The organism is Exiguobacterium sp. s5, from assembly GCF_018618075.1.
In the GTDB taxonomy this organism is placed as follows: Bacteria; Bacillota; Bacilli; order Exiguobacteriales; family Exiguobacteriaceae; genus Exiguobacterium; species Exiguobacterium mexicanum_A.
Genome location: NZ_JACSLK010000001.1, coordinates 386383 through 404789 on the forward strand (window position 1 = coordinate 386383; position 18407 = coordinate 404789).

General features: G+C 50.0%; 17 protein-coding genes. 9 read left to right on the forward strand and 8 right to left on the reverse strand.

The genetic code is table 11. The features are described 5' to 3' along the window. The first annotated feature begins 34 nt into the window (after window positions 1-34). Both KNP60_RS02130 and tagD read left to right on the forward strand, forming a co-directional pair. Window positions 35-859: a LicD family protein gene (locus tag KNP60_RS02130; RefSeq protein WP_214796798.1), complete on the forward strand. Its 825-nt coding sequence runs from the start codon at window positions 35-37 to the stop codon at window positions 857-859. Further along, window positions 860-1264, forward strand: coding sequence for a glycerol-3-phosphate cytidylyltransferase (gene tagD, locus KNP60_RS02135; protein WP_214796799.1), 405 nt, complete (start codon window positions 860-862; stop codon window positions 1262-1264). Between the two features lie 166 nt (window positions 1265-1430). Here the strand turns inward: tagD and KNP60_RS02140 are convergent, their stop codons facing one another. Both KNP60_RS02140 and KNP60_RS02145 read right to left on the reverse strand, forming a co-directional pair. Further along, complete coding sequence (locus KNP60_RS02140) at window positions 1431-2306, reverse strand: tyrosine-type recombinase/integrase (RefSeq protein WP_214796800.1); 876 nt, start codon at window positions 2304-2306, stop codon at window positions 1431-1433. Window positions 2307-2311: 5 nt separating this feature from the next. Further along, entirely contained in the window at window positions 2312-2764 is a 453-nt protein-coding gene (locus KNP60_RS02145; protein WP_214796801.1) for a sigma factor, read from the reverse strand. Window positions 2765-3030: 266 nt separating this feature from the next. Here KNP60_RS02145 and KNP60_RS02150 point away from each other — a divergent pair, with 266 nt between their 5' ends. Then, the gene (locus KNP60_RS02150; protein WP_214796802.1) at window positions 3031-3891 is read left to right on the forward strand and encodes an NAD-dependent epimerase/dehydratase family protein; all 861 of its coding nucleotides are present in this window, start codon (window positions 3031-3033) and stop codon (window positions 3889-3891) included. Between the two features lie 91 nt (window positions 3892-3982). Here KNP60_RS02150 and KNP60_RS02155 read toward each other — a convergent pair whose 3' ends face one another. The 6 genes from KNP60_RS02155 to KNP60_RS02180 form a co-directional block, all read right to left on the reverse strand. Next, a complete protein-coding gene (locus KNP60_RS02155; protein ID WP_214796803.1) occupies window positions 3983-5308 on the reverse strand; it encodes a glycoside hydrolase family 43 protein in 1326 nt (441 codons plus the stop codon). 49 nt (window positions 5309-5357) lie between these two features. Continuing rightward, complete coding sequence (locus tag KNP60_RS02160; protein WP_214796804.1) at window positions 5358-7142, reverse strand: glycoside hydrolase family 2 protein; 1785 nt, start codon at window positions 7140-7142, stop codon at window positions 5358-5360. A gap of 21 nt (window positions 7143-7163) precedes the next feature. Then, window positions 7164-8090 carry a glycoside hydrolase family 43 protein gene (locus KNP60_RS02165; RefSeq protein ID WP_214796805.1) on the reverse strand — a complete coding sequence of 309 codons (927 nt, stop codon included), beginning with the start codon at window positions 8088-8090 and terminating at the stop codon, window positions 7164-7166. 10 nt (window positions 8091-8100) lie between these two features. Then, the gene (locus KNP60_RS02170; protein WP_214714294.1) at window positions 8101-8931 is read right to left on the reverse strand and encodes a carbohydrate ABC transporter permease; all 831 of its coding nucleotides are present in this window, start codon (window positions 8929-8931) and stop codon (window positions 8101-8103) included. After that, entirely contained in the window at window positions 8928-9941 is a 1014-nt protein-coding gene (locus KNP60_RS02175) for a carbohydrate ABC transporter permease (RefSeq protein WP_138860266.1), read from the reverse strand. Before KNP60_RS02175 ends, KNP60_RS02170 begins: the two co-directional genes overlap by 4 nt. Window positions 9942-10012: 71 nt before the next feature. Then, on the reverse strand, window positions 10013-11269 hold the full coding sequence (locus KNP60_RS02180; protein ID WP_214714289.1) for a type 2 periplasmic-binding domain-containing protein: 1257 nt from the start codon (window positions 11267-11269) through the stop codon (window positions 10013-10015). 291 nt (window positions 11270-11560) lie between these two features. Here KNP60_RS02180 and KNP60_RS02185 point away from each other — a divergent pair, with 291 nt between their 5' ends. From KNP60_RS02185 to KNP60_RS02210, 6 genes are all read left to right on the forward strand, one after another. Then, on the forward strand, window positions 11561-12745 hold the full coding sequence (locus tag KNP60_RS02185) for a galactokinase (RefSeq protein WP_214714287.1): 1185 nt from the start codon (window positions 11561-11563) through the stop codon (window positions 12743-12745). Beyond that, the gene (gene galE, locus KNP60_RS02190; RefSeq protein WP_214796806.1) at window positions 12745-13746 is read left to right on the forward strand and encodes a UDP-glucose 4-epimerase GalE; all 1002 of its coding nucleotides are present in this window, start codon (window positions 12745-12747) and stop codon (window positions 13744-13746) included. The genes KNP60_RS02185 and galE overlap by 1 nt, the downstream gene beginning before the upstream one ends. Further along, on the forward strand, window positions 13746-15260 hold the full coding sequence (locus KNP60_RS02195; RefSeq protein WP_214796807.1) for a UDP-glucose--hexose-1-phosphate uridylyltransferase: 1515 nt from the start codon (window positions 13746-13748) through the stop codon (window positions 15258-15260). Before galE ends, KNP60_RS02195 begins: the two co-directional genes overlap by 1 nt. Beyond that, window positions 15229-16254: an aldose epimerase family protein gene (locus KNP60_RS02200; RefSeq protein ID WP_214796808.1), complete on the forward strand. Its 1026-nt coding sequence runs from the start codon at window positions 15229-15231 to the stop codon at window positions 16252-16254. Before KNP60_RS02195 ends, KNP60_RS02200 begins: the two co-directional genes overlap by 32 nt. A gap of 16 nt (window positions 16255-16270) precedes the next feature. After that, window positions 16271-17257 (forward strand): LacI family DNA-binding transcriptional regulator, encoded by a 987-nt coding sequence (locus KNP60_RS02205; RefSeq protein ID WP_214796809.1) that lies wholly within the window; start codon window positions 16271-16273, stop codon window positions 17255-17257. 99 nt (window positions 17258-17356) lie between these two features. After that, window positions 17357-18328, forward strand: a complete 972-nt coding sequence (locus KNP60_RS02210; protein ID WP_353048627.1) for an aldose epimerase family protein — start codon at window positions 17357-17359, stop codon at window positions 18326-18328. The last annotated feature ends 79 nt before the right edge of the window (window positions 18329-18407 follow it).

Genomic DNA, 18407 nt, shown 5'->3' on the forward strand with positions numbered 1-18407 from the left:
ATTAATATGAACTCTTATTAAGGCGGGGTAAATAATGAATGATTTGTTAGAAAAAGTTCATAAAGTTCAATTAGAAATGGCTCTAGAAGTAAAAAGAATTTGTGAGAAACATGATATACAATATTCTATTATAGCAGGGACATTATTAGGGGCTGTAAGACATAAAGGGTTCATTCCTTGGGATGATGACTTAGATATTGGAATGATGAGAGATGAATACGAAAGATTTTTACAAATATGCAATCTAGAACTTAATCCATCATATTTTTTACAAACATGGGAAACGGATCCTCATTTCGCTTTACCTATAGCTAAAATAAGAAAAAAAGGAACTAAATTTGTAGAAAAAAATTCCGCAAATTCGAATCTGCATTCTGGAATATATATAGATATATTTCCGTTTGATAATGTACCAAATAATAATATAAAGAAAAAACTACAAACTATCTTAGCTTATGTATTAAAGCGTATCTTGTTAATAAAAATGAATTACAAAGTGTATCAGGATGGAGATTTCCTAAAAAAATACTTTTATGCACTTCTTAAATTTGCATCTTACGCTATTGATGTAAGGTTAATAAAAAAATATTTAAATGAAACTATGAAATTAAGTAATAAAAACAATTCTAGTAAAATCGTTACTTTCGGTGGCGCATATGGCTACCAAAAAGAATCGATTGAAAGAGACTGGCTTGAGAACTTAAGAGACATCGATTTTGAAAATGAAAAATTTCTTGCTCCAATTCGCTGTGAACAATATCTTACTTATTTTTACGGGGATTACCTTACTCCACCACCTGAACGCCAAAGATTAAATCGACACAACATTGTTGAAGTATCATTTGAGGAGGAATTTTAATTGCAAAGGGTAATAACATACGGTACTTTTGATTTATTACATTACGGACATATAAATATTTTGAAACGTGCTAAGGAAAAAGGGGACTATTTAATAGTAGCATTATCTACAAATGAATTTAATGAAAAAAAAGGTAAAAAATGCTATTTTTCTTATGAAGAAAGAAAAAAACTACTTGAGTCAGTACGATATGTAGATTTAGTAATTCCTGAGGACAATTGGGAACAGAAAATTAAAGATGTACAGGATCACAGAGTTGATTATTTTGTTATGGGAGATGATTGGAAAGGAAAGTTTGATTTTTTAAAAGAGTATTGTGAGGTAGTTTATTTAGAAAGAACTCCTGAGATTTCAACTACTAAAATTAAAAATGAATTAGGAATTAATGGCGGTTGGAATAAATAAAATCAAAAACTTTAGTTCGAAAAACAAGGGTAGTTTAATGAGTAGGCTCATTAAACTACCCTTGTTTACTAAATAATAGGCAAAGTATTCACGAAGTACACTCTAAGTTTGCTATCAAAATATATTTGATTTTATGCGTCGAAAGGACTTATGTGTTTCCATATTTTCAATCTTCTAAGTCGTCGACAGCATCTCGGACTTCTTGATTCGTCACATGCAAATAGCGTTCGGTCGTCTGGACATGTTTATGGCCGAGTAATTGACGAATTACCATTAGGCTGGCTCCATTTCGGTAACACGAGGTGGCAAAACTATGACGCAACATATGAGTCGTCAAATGTACGCCGAAGTATTTCTCTGAAATGCATTTTAAATCCTCGTTGACATAGTTGGCACGTACTTGTCGCCCGCTCGGCATGAGAAACACGTAAGGTGAATTCGGGAACTTAGGCCGGTCTCTTTCGATATAGTCTTTGAGCTCTTTTGCTAGACGGGGTCTCATCGGAATGATGCGTTGCTTCTCACCTTTGCCTTTGTTGACATACAAAACGTTGTTCTCAAAGTCGAGGTGAGAAATTTCTAAATCGAGAATTTCGCTGATCCGAAGTCCAGCGTCACCGCCAGCTAAATAGATGGCATATAACGTCGCGTTTTTAGCCTGATACAATACTAAATTTAACTGCTGTCGGGTGATGACGTTCGGTTTCTTTTGCACGCCGTCTTTTGTGATGATTTGGGCGAACGGATTATCTATGACCCATTTTTGGTGAATGGCAAACGTGAAGAGGGAACGTACTGACATAATATAAGCACGCACCGTACAATTCGATAGACCCTTCTCTTGGAGCGACAGTTTGTAAGGTAACGCATGCTCGAGGTAGGTCACGTCCTGCAAAAAGAGAACGTTGCGTTGGGCAACGAAATTCTCGAATCGGCACAACGTGTTTCGATACGTTTTAATTGTCGTCTTTGGCAATTCTCGACGAACAATCAGGTCTTGCATATACAGTTCGATCGCGTCTTGCAACAAAATGGTTTCCATGTTGATCACTCCTTCATTTGGATGGCCTCTCGAAGTTCTCGTTGGACATCTGCCTTATAGGCCCGAAGCCGGCTTGGAGAATAAGGCAGTGTCGATTCGGTCCCGTCGATGAGGTGGCAAAGGAGCTCGAAGTGGCGAGGCGATAGCAACTTCTTTTGCTCATCGAGCCAGTCGTGGAATCGACGTTCTGACTCGATGCATGTTTCTGGGATTCGTTCAGCTGCGACTTCGTGCTTCAAATGACGCGCGTTCTTTTGTTGGTGGTTGAGTATGGCTCCCCGGATGCGTTGGAAGCAGTACGTCTTCGATAAGGTACAGCCGCGGTTCAACGCTTCCCATAATGCGATCCGGGCGATTTGGGCACAGTCCTCCTGTTCATTAGGGTGGATGGATAGGTGGCGAACGACATAATGGATCATCGGCTCCCACTCGCGAATCTGTTCGTCAATCGTGTTCATCAAGTTGCTCTTTCCTGAGCGCTCGGTGTGATTCCTAGGTAAGACCGAGTATAATCGTTGTTCTTTACCTTTTTGGGTGTTGGTATCCCTTGCCTCTACGGCTCCTCTCTTTATCATTGCGTCTTCGAGGAGATAATCCCCTCTATTTCATTCGCACAAGGCCATTGGTGCATCGGGAAGAACAACGATTATTCCCCGTTCAAGGCGAATAAATTAGTTATAGATCATAGAAAATACATAGTTAAGTTTATGGAGGAGGGCTATACATGAAAAAAGTATTGATCACGGGAGCGAATAGCTACGTCGGTAATGCATTCAAACAATGGGTGGAGGCACATCATACTACCTCTGTTCAAGTCGATACAGTGGGGATGCGAAACGGAGAATGGAAGAACATTTCGTTCGATGGGTATGATGCGATTTTACATGCTGCGGGGATTGCCCACGTTTCAACGGACAAGAGCATGGAGGAATTATACTATAAAGTGAACACAGATTTGACGGCCGAGGTTGCTGAGAAGGCAAAGCTTGAAGGTGTGAAACAGTTCATCTTCCTCAGCAGCATGATCGTGTACGGGGATGCTTCGAACGCTCAAATGATTACCCGAGATACAATGCCGAAGCCGACGAACTTCTACGGGAACAGCAAGCTACAAGCCGAGAAGAAACTTGAAGCGATTGCGGATCGAGATTTCCTCGTCGTGAATGTCCGTCCGCCGATGATTTATGGAAAAGGATCAAAAGGGAACTACATCAAGCTGGCTGGTCTATCAAAGAAAATCCCGTTCTTCCCGAGTTATCAAAATCAACGTAGTATGATTCACATCGATAACTTGTCAGAGTTTTTAGCACAGGTCGTTCTTCATGAGAACAGTGGCACGTTCCACCCGCAAAACAAAGAGTATGTCTGTACGTCGGAGCTCGTCTCGACGATTGGGTCTGTCCATGGTAATAAGGTCAGAGGATTGGGCTTGTTCAATGGTGTCATCCGTCAGCTCGTAGACCGTAACGTGACCATCAATAAATTGTTCGGCGACTTCGCGTATGCGAAAGAATTGTCGACATATGAACATGACTACCATGTGCGTGATTTTAATGATAGTATCATTGCTACAGAAAAAAACTAATATTACGAACAAAACGTCCTCATCATGCATAAGCAGATGAGGACGTTTTGTTTTAAACCTATGATTAAATCGACCGAATGATGAACTTGTCTTAGCGACGCCGAAGCTCAATCCGCTTGATGTCAATTTCGACTTCACTTGCCAACTCAAATGGTGTGGAGCCGTTTTGTAACTCAATCGCATCGAATACGACCGTGTTGAGCGTAGGTGCAGTCCCGTCATTTTGAAGGGCCATACCACGAATTTCTTGGTCGCCAATCGTGAGCGTGAGCGGTGTCTCGTCTTGGTTTTCGATATAGGCGACTACTTGATAACGTCCGCTCTCAGGAATGTCGAGTCGCAGGTCTAATGGGCCGTCAGACGTTATCGTCTTGTTCATACCGACGGCGAGCGTTCCTGTCTGGCCAGACGGGAGCGGGAGAGCTTCATCCGTCGAGACCGGTTCGCCGAACACCGGGACATTGTCCTCCCAGGTGAACGGCTGCATCCGGACGTTCCGTGTCCAGCCGCTCCCTTTGGCGCGGGCGGCGTGATAGACGATCCAGTCTTCTGTTCCATCCGGGGACGTCACGAACGAAGCGTGACCGGGACCGAAGACGTCTTCATTCGATGAGAAGACGGGTTCTTCTTGTTTAGTCCAGACGTCCGGTTCCATCAAGTCGGCATCGCTAGGCGCCGACAACAGGCCGAGTTGGTAAAAGTCGGTCCAGCTGCCGCTCGCCGAATAGACGATATGGATTTGGTCCTCTTTCATCAGGATTTGAGGTCCCTCGTTAATCGATGGTGGGGCACCGAGCGACTCCCAGTCATAGGTCGGACGAGACAACTCGACCCGCTCGCTCGAAATCGTCATCGGGTCGGACATTTCGGCGATATACAAGTATTGGCTGACGTTGACGTCGCCTTCCCAACCCGACCAGACGTAATACAGGTCATCGCCGTTCTTGAGAATCGTGCCATCGATGGCCCACTTGCCGGACGGGTCCTCGATGACACCTTTTTCCGTGTAATCGGAGAACGGGTCCGCGGTCGCCGACTCGAGCACATACATCTTGTGCACCTCGCCCGGCATGACGGCCGCATAATAGACGTACCAGCGGTCGTTCACGAAATGGATTTCTGGGGCCCAAATGTCCCGTTCGCCTTTCGTCGGTTGCCAGATGACCTTCGATTCGGCTGTCGCCAGCTCGGTTGGGGCATCGGTGCGCCATAGCGTGACGTTGCTACCGGTCGTCTGCGTGTACAGGTATGATCCGTCATGCTCATACAAGAACGGATCGGCCCCGTCCGGTAAAATCGGATTCCTAAACGTATCACTCTCGGTCAATTGATCCGCTCTCGTCAGCGACCACCCGACGAGGGCAATGGCAATCGCACCGACAAGGGCGGCGACAATCCACATTGTTTTTCGATTCATAAGCTCCTCCTTTAGAAGAAAAGGTGCCCCGAGAGGCACCTATAATGGATTAACGGATTTCGTGATGCCACTGGTCATTGATTTGGCGAATCGCCTCGAGCGGGACTTTCGGTTCCCGGTCATACGTGAGCAATCCGTTGATCTCTTGTTCGACATCTGTCAGTTGGGTATAGCAGTAGCCATGGAGCGCACGGGAGGCGTAGACGGCGTCCATGATGCGAGCGTAGTCGTTCACGAACGTCTCCCCGTCGGAGACCGACGTGTACCCCCAGCCGGCGTCGCCACCGATCTTGTAGCCGATTCCGCCGAACTCGGTCAATAGAATCGGCTCTCCTTGATGGCTGAAGCCGTTCGCATATATACGACGACGGGCCGGTTGTGAGGCGAGGAGCGATTCGGTCGTCGCGAGGTCTTGCTTATACACCTCGTATTTCTCCGTCTCTTCTGCTTGGCCATGATTATAGTTATGGATGGCACAAATATCGCTCACGGTCAGTTCCCAGCCGTCGTTCGAAATGACCGGACGTGTCCCGTCGATTGAGTGAATCAAGTGGTACATTGCCTGTGAGTGATGCTGTTGCATCGCATCCGACCGGACGAGCGGGATGCCCCAGCTCTCGTTCAGTGGTACCCAGGCCACAATCGACGGATGGTTATAGTCACGTTCAACAATCTCAATCCACTCTCTCGTCAGGCGTGCCGCCGCGTCTTCTGTATAGAAGGCAGATGCAGCCGATTCGCCCCAGACGAGATAGCCGAGGTGATCCGCCCAGTAGAGGAAACGAGGGTCTTCGACTTTTTGATGCTTTCGACAGCCATTGAAGCCCATCTCTTTGGCGAGCTCGATATCACGCTTTAACGCGTCGTCCGACGGTGGGGTGAGGAGGCTCTCACGCCAGTACCCTTGGTCGAGGACGAGTTTTTGATAGTATGGCTTGTTGTTCAAATAGAACATGCCGCCCTCGGTATGAATTTTTCGCATCCCGAAATACGACGTTACTTCGTCAACGATTCGTTCGTCGTCTTTTAGTCGGAACACGATATCGAACAAGTTCGGGTTCTCCGGGGTCCACGTCCGGCCGTCGTGATGGAAATTCGTATGGAAGATATGCGGCCCCAGGACGTTGACGGCGCGCTTCCCGGTCGTCGAGACGAGTCGGGTTTGCTCTAAGCTGACGAGCTCGCCTTGGAAGGAAATCTCGGTCTCGAGCGTGAGTCCGACCGCGCCGGGCGAAACGTCGTAGGCGAGTCGAATCTCGCCTTGATCGAGGTCAGGTGTCATCCGGACGCGTTGGAGCGAGGCGTGTGGCACATGCTCGAGCCAGACGCTCTGCCAAATACCGGTCGTCCGCGTATACCAAATCGAGTCGGGCGCTTCTTGCCAGAACTGTTTGCCACGTGGAATCGTCTCATCCGTGGACGGGTCGAACACACGGACGGAGACGCGTTCTTCTCCGTGATTCAAGACGTCGGTGATGTCGAACGAGAACGGGGTCTGCCCGCCAATGTGCGTGCCGACCAATTGATCATTCACATATACGGCCGTCTCGTAATCGACCGCGTTGAAATGTAAGATGACGCGCTCTTTCCAATCGCTCGGCACGTTAAACGTCCGCTCGTACCAGACAACGTCATGGAAGCTCGGGTCGTTTACACCGCTTCGTTCTGTCTGATAGGCGAACGGGACGTTGATGGTGAGCGGGAAGTCGTATCCTTTGAACCAATGTTCTTGGAGTCCTTTGTTGTCATCATCGAAGGCGAATCGCCAAGCGCCATCGAGAGTTTGCCAGTCTTTTCGGATGAATTGTGGGCGAGGGAAGTGTGTGATCGTCATAAGTGTCTACTCCTTTGTCGGTTACTGAATCAACAGTCCATCATTTGTCTCGATTAACGAAAAGAACGTCGGACGTTCCATCCCGTGAGGTGTGTCGGGCGAATGTGTACAAAGCATCAGTTCGCCTGAGAACGTGCGGAACAGGCTACAGTGCCCGGCGTCCTTGTCGAGGAAGAGCATCTCGTCTTCGTCCCAGGGCCCAAAAATTGAGCCTGACGTCGAACGGACGACGGCGACCGTGTAGCCTCCGGCACCGCCTGTCACATGTGCGTCGGCATAACTCGACCAAAACATGAGCAAGTCACCATTCGTCGCTTTATAGAAGAAGGGGGCGTCGGTCAAATAGCCTTCCTTCTGGATGCGCGGGTCACTGAACTTTCGAATCCACGACTGATCACCGGCGCGGACGATTTGAAACGGTCGACCGATAGGATGCCCGGCGTCAAGTTCGATGGCCTTGATTTCTCCGTAATATTGCTGGGTCCATTCATGGCAGTAGACGAGAAAACGTCTGCCGTCCTCCTCGTATAGGGTCCCGTCGAGCGCCTCTTCTTCCCGAGGCGTAGTCGCTTCATTATAGAGCGGGTGATACGGTCCGCCAGGGTGGTCGGCCTGTAAAATCGTCGTGCCCCGATGGACGCCAATCCCGCCTTTACACGTCGCGAGCATCCAGTAACTGTCGTCGACGCGATGGACCTCGGGCGCCCAGTAATGGCGGACGCCCCAATACCCGGCCGGCGGGGAGAAGGCGAGATAAGGTCCGGTCCAGTCCTCGAGATTATTGCTCGTGTAGACGTGGAAGCCGGGTTCGATGTCGCCGACGCCGTCGGCGAACGTCGTTCCGAATAAGTAATAGGTCTGTGTCGATTCATCCGAAAAAACGAACGGATCACGCAGATGAAGATCCGTCCGTTTCACGGTTTGAATCGGAAGATGTGTCGCTTGCATCAGTATCGCCTCACTTGATTCCAGAATTGGTGACACCTTTGACGAAGTATTTGTTCGCCCAGAGGAAGATAATCAGTGCCGGTACGGTCGCGACGACGGTCGAGGCCATCATGGCCGCCGGGTTCACGAAGTTCGAGCCTTGCACGAGCGTGGCGACCCCGAGCGTGAGCGTCTTCATCTCGTCGCTGTTCGTGACGAGTGATGGCCAGAGGAAGTCGTTATAGATGGCAAGGAACGTGACCACCCCGAGCGTCGTGACGACGGGTTTAATCGAGGGGAAGATGACTTGCGTCAAGACTTGCCATTGCGACGCGCCATCGAGATAAGCCGCTTCTTCGAGTTCTTTCGGGAACGAGCGCAAGAAGTTGTAAATCAAGAACACGCCTAGCGTCCCAGCCGAGTAAGGCAAAATGAGAGGAGCATACGTGTCGAGTAGGTCCGCGCTCTTGAACAGATAGAAGGCGGGGAACAACGTGACGATTCCCGGGACGGTCAAGGCGACGACGACGATGCCGAGAATGACTTTCTTGAACGGGATGTTGAGGCGAGCCAGCGCATAAGCTGCGAGGACGTCGACGAAGATGACGAGCACGGTACCGATTAACGTGACGATCGCCGTGTTGATCGTCCACTGGACCATGTTCGAGTCGGCTGAGGCCGAGAAGATGCTGGCATAGTTCTCAAGCGTCCATTGACGTGGGAAAAGCGAGGCACTCGCGAGTGATTCGCTCAGCGTCTTAAAGGATGTAAACACCATCCAAACGAGCGGGAAGAGAAAGAGCACGGCGAGTACAGAGGCGACCGCAACAAGAATGCCTGATTTGATTCGTTTCTGTCTCATGTGATTTTTCGCTCCTTTTTATCGATTGTGGCAGCAGGATGCTGATTGACGTTCGTCGGTCCGGCGTTGACGGCCCGTTTCAAACGTTTCCGCTCTTTGCGACTCGGTTTCGCGAGGTCGTCTTTGTCACTCTTATACGAGATCCAATATTGGATGCCGGTGATGAGCATCATGATGACCCCCATGAGGAGCGCCATCGCCGACCCAACACCGAGTTGGTTATTGCCGAAGACGGTCGTGTTGATGCCCATGATGAGTGAGCTCGTCGACTGTTCAGGTCCGCCTCGTGTGATGAGGAGCGATTGCCCGTATAAGTTAAATGAGGCGATGACGGTCGTGATCATGACGAAAATCGAGATGTTTCGAATCTCTGGCAACGTGATGAAACGGAATTTGTTCCAAGCCGAGGCCCCGTCCAAGTCAGCGGCCTCGTAAAGCGTGCCGTCGACTTCGTCGAGCGCGTTGACGAACAACAGCATGTTGAAGCCGATCGTCCACCAGATGGTCGCGATGACGATGACGAGCCATGCATACGGTTGGTCGCCCGTCCAGTTGATTGGTGACGAGATGAGTCCGGCCTTCATCAAAATATTGTTGATATACCCACCATTCGCGCCGAAGAGCCACAAGTAGATGGCCGATACGGCGGTGACTGAAATCGAGTAGGACAAGAAAAAGACGGTCCGGAAGAACGTCTTCAATTTTTTTGGTAAGTGCTCAATCAATAAGGCGAGACCGAGACTAATCAAGATGAGCGGCGGTACGCTCAGCACGATGAACATGAGGGTGTTTTTGAGCGAGGTCATGAACGTTCGATTATAAATCGTGTCGGGTGTCAAGATGTCGACGTAGTTTTTTAAGCCGATGAAGCCGTTGTTTCCGACCGACAACCGGAAGTCGTGAAGACTGATCCAGATGCCGTATAAGAGCGGGATTAACCAAAAGACTAGGAAGCTTACCAGGAATGGGACAACGAAGATGAACCCAAGCCATTTTGATTTGTTCGTCATATGCACGGGGAAGACCCTCCTTCATAAGAAATCAGTGCAGGATACCCTGCACTGACCTCGTGTCCTTCAGCTTATTGAGTATCTGCAATCTGTTTAGCGGCTTTCGTCGCTTTTTCAAGCTCACTCATGAGCGCATCTTTTGTAAGATTTGGTTCACTCGTCAACTTCGTGAAGACGACTTCGTTCATGTAACGCATTTGCTCATCGAATTGATAGACGCGCGGTGCGGCCACATACGTGTCGAGCTGCTCTTGGTTCTTCGCAGCCAACTCATATTTCTCTGGGTCTTCCGTGATCAAGTCGAGTGTCGCAAGGTGTGATGGTGTCTGGCCAGATTCAGCCCAGTTCGCCAAGTTTTCTGGTGTGTAGAGATACTTCAAGAACTCAGAGATGCCGTCTTTCACTTCTTCGTCCTCGACCGAAGCGGCGACCGAGATCGTATGGGCGTTACCTGTCGTCGCTGCCGTTTCGAATAGTGTCGGCATGGCACCGATGCCGAGGTTGTCCGCGTACTTCTCTTTCACGGCTTGATAGTACCAAGGACCGGTCATCGTGACGGCCGTTTGTTTGGCCCCTTCATCCGCTGACTTCATGAACGCCTGGAACTCACCGTCGAGGCCGAGTTTTTCAGGTGACGTGTTGTCTTTAAAGACCATGTCATGATACTGCATGAGCGCATCGGCATAGTCGCTCTGCGTGAAGTCGAGATACCCGTCTTTTGCGAGGTCGATGCCGTTTTGCGCGGCGGCGGCCGTGAAGTAGAACGTCGTCAATCCGGTCGATGGGAGACCAAACGCATACAGGTTCTCGTTCTCACTTTGAAGCGTTTCGCCGAGTGCCTTCAGTTGCTCGTAATCCGTCGGAGCTTCGCTGACGAGTTCTTCGTTATAGAACATCGTGAGCGGGTGAATGTCGAGCGGTACCCCGAACAGTTTGTCTTCGACCGTACCTGACTGGATACCTGCCGCGTTGAAGTCATCTTCTGCTAGTCCGGCTGTTTCCATATAAGGGCCGGCGTCTTGAATCAATTGATCTTTTTGATACGTCTCAAGGCTCGTCTCATGGATGACGACCAAATCGTAATTCCCTGACTTGAATTTCGTATAGTGATCCTTCTCTTGCGACTGGACGACCTCGAACTCGTCCTGGCTAGAGTTGAACCCATCCACGATTTTCGTCATGAAGGCACCGTCCCCGCCGGTGAAACCGTTGATGAACTTGATTTGTGTTTTCCCGCTATCACTTGAAGAATCGCCCCCGCTACAAGCTGCGAGAGAGAAGACCAACAACCCCGTTGAAGCCGCTGCTCCAATTTTTTTCATGTTCATATGAATCCTCCTCCAATAATGGTGTAACCGCTTTCAAATAAAACTTAACGAATTTTAATGAATAATGCAACATATTTTTTACTAAAAAAATTAACTGTTATTTTTATTTCATTTAATATAAGCAATTAAATTATTGCCATCGAGGAAGTTATGTCGCAATACGAACGCTCTTAATGGCTATAATAAACGATTTAGACAAATTCAATTAGTAAAATTACATTGACTTTTAGTAAAATAATGACGAGAATGGAGTTGTGAAAGCGTTTACTCAATCGTCCGAGGAGGATTACTATGAATCAAAAACAAATGATCGCGTCGTATAAACAAACGTTCGAGACAGAACCGACGCATCTCTTTTTCGCACCTGGTCGAATCAATTTAATCGGCGAGCATACGGACTACAACGGGGGGCATGTCTTTCCGGCTGCGATTACGTTCGGAACGTACGTCTTGATGCGTAAGCGTGAAGACGATGTCGTCCGCTTCTATTCAGAGAACTTTCCTGAAACAGGGGTGATTGAACGTCGACTAGGCGATTTGGCGTTCCGGGAAGAAGATGACTGGGCGAACTATCCGAAAGCGATGCTTCATTTGTTGCAGGAACGGACTCAGGCCATCACCACGGGCATCGACATGTGGTTCTTCGGAAACATTCCGAACGGTGCCGGATTGTCTTCATCTGCGTCAATCGAGCTGGCGACGGCGTTTGGACTGAATGTGATCGAGCGACTCGACCTTGAACCACTTGAGCTCGTGAAGCTGGGGCAACGGGCCGAGAACGAGTACATTGGTGTCAACAGTGGGATTATGGATCAGTTCGCCATCGGCATGGGCAAGCGGGGTCACGCGATGCTCCTCGATTGCGACACGCTCGCGTGTGAATATGCACCCATCGACTTGGATGGTCTCTCAATCGTCATCATGAATACGAACAAGCGACGGGAGCTGGCCGACTCGAAATACAATGAACGTCGGGCCGAGTGTGAGACGGCGCTCGAGCAGTTGCAACGTACGCTATCGATTCAGTCGCTCGGTGATGTGACACCGGACACGTTCGAGTTGAACGTCTCTCTGCTTCAAGACGAGACGCTCGTCAAACGGGCTCGACACGCAGTCTATGAGAACAATCGGACGCTCCAGGCGCTCGTGGCGTTAAAAGAGAATCGACTCGAGGATTTCGGCCGTCTCATGAATGCGTCACATGTCTCGCTACGGGATGACTACGAAGTGACGGGCAAAGAGCTCGATACGCTCGTCGAGGCCGCTTGGGCGAACGGGGCCATCGGGGCCCGGATGACCGGTGCCGGTTTTGGAGGATGTGCGATTGCGCTCGTCCGCGATGAGGCGATTGATTCGTTTCGTCAGATGGTATCCGAACGGTATTCGGAAGAGATCGGGTATGCCCCGACGTTCTATGTGGCCTCGATCGGTGAAGGAGCACATGAAATGAAACTTGGGATGAAGGAGGAAGTGTGATGACAACATTAGTCGTTGGTGGAGCCGGTTATATCGGGTCACATGCTGTGTATCAATTATTGGATCGCGGCGAGGATGTCGTCGTGATTGATAATTTGGAGACGGGACATTGGGAATCGGTTCATCCGCAGGCGCGGTTTTATGAAGGCGATATCCGAGACCGCAACTTCTTGAGCGATGTGTTCGCGACAGAAACGATTGATCAAGTCGTCCATTTCGCTGCCAACTCGCTCGTCGGCGAGTCGATGACCAATCCGCTCAAATATTATGACAACAACGTCCATGGAACGCAGTGCTTGCTCGAGGTGATGGTGGCCCATGACGTGAAACGACTCGTTTTCTCGTCGACGGCTGCGACATACGGTGAACAAGACGTGATGCCGATTACGGAGGAAGCCGAGACGAGACCGACTTCGACTTATGGGGAGACGAAGCTCGCGATGGAGCGAATGATTCAGTGGACAGAGGCGGCGCATGGGTTACGATTTGTCTCGCTCCGTTACTTCAACGTGGCCGGTGCGCGCGTAGGCGGTGTCATCGGTGAGGATCACCATCCAGAGACGCACTTGTTGCCACTCGTTCTTCAAGTCGCGAACGGTCAGCGTGAGGCGATCTCCATTTTTGGGACGGATTATCCGACGGTGGATGGGACATGCATCCGGGATTACATTCATGTGGAGGACTTGATTCAGGCGCACGTCTTGGCGCTCGACTATTTGAAAGAAGGTGGGGTGAGCGAAGTGTTTAACCTCGGTTCGAACAGCGGTTTCTCTGTCCAAGAGATGATTGAAGAAGCGCGGGCGGTTACCGGTCATGCAATTCCGGCCGTGGAACAAGAGCGTCGGCCAGGTGACCCGCCGCGTCTCATCGCGTCATCGGCGAAAGCGAAACGCATCCTCGGATGGGAACCATCGCGCACTGACGTGAAACGGATCATTCAAGACGCTTGGGATTGGCACCGGGCGCATCCGAACGGCTATAAGGGAGGCGTGACGTCTTGATGAATACGTATATCGAAGGATTGATTGATGAGGCGAAGCGTCAAGAGTTAATCACAAGTCGTGACATCGTCTATTGTCGCAACCGCCTATTCGATTTATTAGGAGTCACGTGGGCTGAGGTCCCACGTAGCGACGGGAGCATTCCTGAGCTGCTGAATCACATCACAGAGGAAGCGGTGCGGCAGAACCTGATTGAGGACTTCTTGGAAACGAAAGAGATTTTGGCTGCTAAAGTGATGGATGTGTTTTTACCAAAACCGTCTGATTTGGAGTACATGTTCCAACTTAAATACTTTGATGAGCCGACGAAAGCGACCGATTACTTCTATCACTTGTCTCAAGCATCGAACTATATTCAGACGGCACGAATCGCCAAAAACATCTCGTATCAAGTCGCGACGTCATATGGAGAACTCGATATCACCATCAATATGTCAAAGCCGGAGAAAGATCCAGCTGAAATCGCGCGACAAAAATTGTTGCAACCGACTGCAGGGTCGGTCGACTATCCGAAGTGTCTCCTATGTGTCGAGAATGAGGGATACGCTGGCCGATTGGACCACCCTGCACGTACGAATCACCGCGTTGTCCCGATCCGCTTGGGCGGACAACCGTGGTATTTCCAATACTCGCCGTATGTCTATTACAACGAGCACTGCATCTTGTTGTCAGAAGAGCATCGGGACATGGTCATCGATGAAGGCGCATTCGAGCGCTTGTTGGATTTCGTCGACAAGCTCCCGCATTATTTCGCCGGGTCGAACGCCGACTTGCCGATTGTCGGAGGATCCATCTTGTCGCATGACCATTATCAAGGAGGACGTTACGATTTTGCGATGGCCCGGGCCGAGGAATTATTCCCGTTGGAACTCAAAGCGTTCCCTTCGATTGAGGCGACGTATTTAAAATGGCCTTTATCGGTCATCCGTCTGCGAGGGCTGGAGAAGGAGCAATTGATTCAAGCGGCCACGCTCGTGCTCGCTCATTGGCGGAACTATTCGGATGAATCTCTCGACATTCTCGCCGAAACGGATCAACCACATAACACGATCACGCCGATTGCGCGTCGCCGAGGGGATGCGTTCGAGCTCGATCTCGTTCTCCGGAACAATCGGACGACCGCAGACCATCCGATGGGGCTGTTCCATCCACATGAGGACGTCCATCACATTAAACGAGAGAACATTGGATTGATTGAAGTGATGGGACTCGCGGTCTTACCGGCACGTTTGAAAGCAGAGTTACGAGAAGTCATCCGCTATGTGGAGGGACGCCCGGCATCGGTCGAACCGATGCATCAAGCGTGGGCGGATTCATTAAAACAAATGCCTATGCATGACGTCGAGACGCTCGTTTACGAACAAGTCGGTCGGAAGTTCTTGAAAGGTTTAGAAGATTGCGGCGTATATAAACAAGATGAAACGGGATACGAGGGCGTGAAACGTTTCATCGACTCGATGCACACACAAGGAGGGTTGCGGGATGCGGCGTCTGTTCGGGCATTTGAACAATGAACCAATTTTCGAATATACTATATCTAACCAAAACAATCACACTGTTTCCGTATTGAACTACGGCGGAATCATTCGGAGTTGGATGGTACCGGAACGTGACGGTCAACAATCGAATATCGTCCTCGGTTTTGACACAATCGAAGAGTATGTCGAGCACTCGCCATATTTTGGAGCAATTATCGGGCGTCACGCCGGTCGAATCGCAGATGGGACGTTCCGGATTGAGAATGAGATGTATCGCTTGGCAAAAAATGATGGCGCGAATCACCTTCACGGTGGGGTGCGCGGATTTGACCGCCACATCTGGCAGGTTGAACAACGCGAGCAAGCACTCGTCTTGAAGCGGACGAGCCCACATCTTGAGGAAGGCTACCCAGGTGAACTCACCGTTCAAGTGACGTATGAGCTGACGGATGAAGGGGAGCTCGTCATTTCATATGAAGCGACGACGACCGAACCGACCGTCTGCAATCTGACGAACCACACGTATTTCCAACTTGGAAAAATCGGTGAAACGGTGGCGGCGCAAGAACTGAGTATCGCGGCTGACGCGTTCGCGCCGATTCGACCAGACTCGATTCCGACAGGTGAAAGAATCCCGGTCGAAGGTACCTTATTCGATTTTCGTTCGCCTCGTCTGCTCGGATCCGGTTTTCATCGACTAGATGAACAATTAGAGCACGCGCAAGGCGGGTATGATCATCCTTTCTTTTTGAATGAGACAGACGAGTCGCCTCAAGCGACACTGCTTGACCGCGACACCGGGCGACGATTAACGATGCGAACGGACTTACCGGTCCTCGTCGTCTATAGCGGCAATCAATTGGATGGCACCATTACAGTAGAAGAAACCATCATTCCACAATATGGGGCGATTTGTCTCGAAGCACAACGGTTACCAAATGAAATCAATGAAGTCACTACCTCAAGCGCCATCTTGTCTCCCGGAGAGACGTATCGGGCGACAACGGTATACCAGGTGACGACGGACTAGTATAGGGGAGAAGCACATGGCTACGATTAAAGACATAGCGAAACGAGCGAACGTGTCCATCGCGACCGTCTCGCGTGTACTCAATTTGGACCCATCTCTGTCAGTGACGGCAGAGACGAAACAACGTATATTTGAGATTGCCGAACAAATGGATTATCAAAAGAAGGGTACCAAACGGACACGCGTCCAAAAAGTAGCTTTGGTTCACTGGTTCACGGAAGAAGAAGAATTGAACGATCTTTACTATATGGCGATTCGTCATGGGATTGAAAATGCCTGTCGCCAACAAGGCCTCGACGTTCAAAAATACACGTATCAACAGTTGGAAGACGTCAGCCAAGCGAATGTAGAAGGGATTATTGCGGTCGGAAAGTACAGCCATCAAGAAATCGAGTCGTTGAAAAAAGCAGCGGACGCTATCGTGTTCGTCGACTACACGCCTGAAGACGAGCGCTATGATTCTGTCGTGACGGATTTTTCGAAGGCGACGCTAAAGATTCTCCATCACTTTTGGCATCAAGGGGTGACGGACATCGGTTATATCGGTGGACGAGAGACGTCACGCGACGGGTCCGAGATTTTTGCGGATGCGCGGGAACAGACGTATGTCCAGTTCATGAAAAATCACGACGTCTTCTTGCCGGAATGGATGATGGTCGGCAAGTTTTTGGCGGACGACGGATATCGGATGATGAATGCGATGATTACCGAAGACGAGGTGCCAAAAGCATTGCTGATTGCGAGCGATACGTTGGCGATTGGTGCCCTGCGTGCCCTTCATGAAAAAGGGGTCCGGGTCCCGCACGACGTCTCGATAATCAGCATCAACGATATTAGTGTCTCGAAGTACGTCTATCCGGCCTTGTCGACGATTCATGTCCATACGGAGATGATGGGAGAGACGAGCGTTGAGCTGTTGCTAGAACGATTGAACGGACGGAAAATCGGCAAGAAAGTCGTATTGCCGACAGAACTCATTCTTCGCAACAGTAGCCAACAATAAGCGATTCGACCGCCACGAGATTGTGGCGGTTTTTTTGATGGGATTATCCAACGGAAAGGGAGGGAACAAGTAGCATAGTTGAGAATCTAATCGAAGTAGGTGAGCCAGTTGAGAGAAGCAACGATTGAAAACAAGAACGGCATGCGTTTGTCGGCCATTTCGTACGGGTGTGCCATGACCGAGTTGACGGCACCGGACCGTGACGGGAATATGGACTCTGTCATTTTGAAATATGGGAGTCCCGAGCAATACCTCGAGAACCCGGTTTATCTCGGTTCTGTCGTCGGACGAATTGCCGGACGGATCCGCAATGCGGAGATTGATGGTGTGGCCTTGACCCCAAGCGAGGCCCCCCATCATATCCACGGCGGAGACGACGGCATCACGGCCCGGCATTGGGACATGGACGTCGAGGGACAGGCGATTTACTTTACGTATGTAAGCCCAGATGGGGAAGAAGGGTATCCTGGCAACGTCACGTTCAAGGTCGTCTACGAGTTGACGGACGACAACGAGCTCGTCGTCACGATGACGGCCCAGACGGACGAACGGACGTGGGTCAACTTGAACCATCACAACTATTTCAATCTCGGCGGACGGCCGACGATTCACGATCACGTGTTGACGCTACCGGCCGAGCACGTGGCGAAGCTCGATAAGGAGTCCCTGCCGACGGGCGAGTTGCTCGAGGTGGAGGCGACACCGTTCGACTTCCGTGACGGGAAGCCAGTCGGTGAAGCGATTACGTCGGAAGAAGAGGCGATTGTACAGGCTGGAGGACTGGATCACCCGTTCCTCTTGAAGGACGGGGTGACCCGGCTGCATGACCCGGTGAGCGGACGCGTCATGGATGTCGAGACGAACCAACCGGTCATGGTCGTCTATACGGCGAACTTCCTCAGTGAAGAGACACCGGTCACGCTTGAGGGACGGCAGAAGCATAGTGCGATTTGTTTAGAAGCACAGGCGTTCCCGGACGCACCGAATCATCCAGACATCGCCACATCGATCGAACTGAAACCAGAGGAATTGTATCACTCGAGGACGGTTTATCGGTTTGGGGTGGAGTAAAGAAATGGACCTGATGACGCAGTAGCGTCGTCAGGTCCATTTTTTGATAATGATTACATACAATGTTTTTTTATTAATT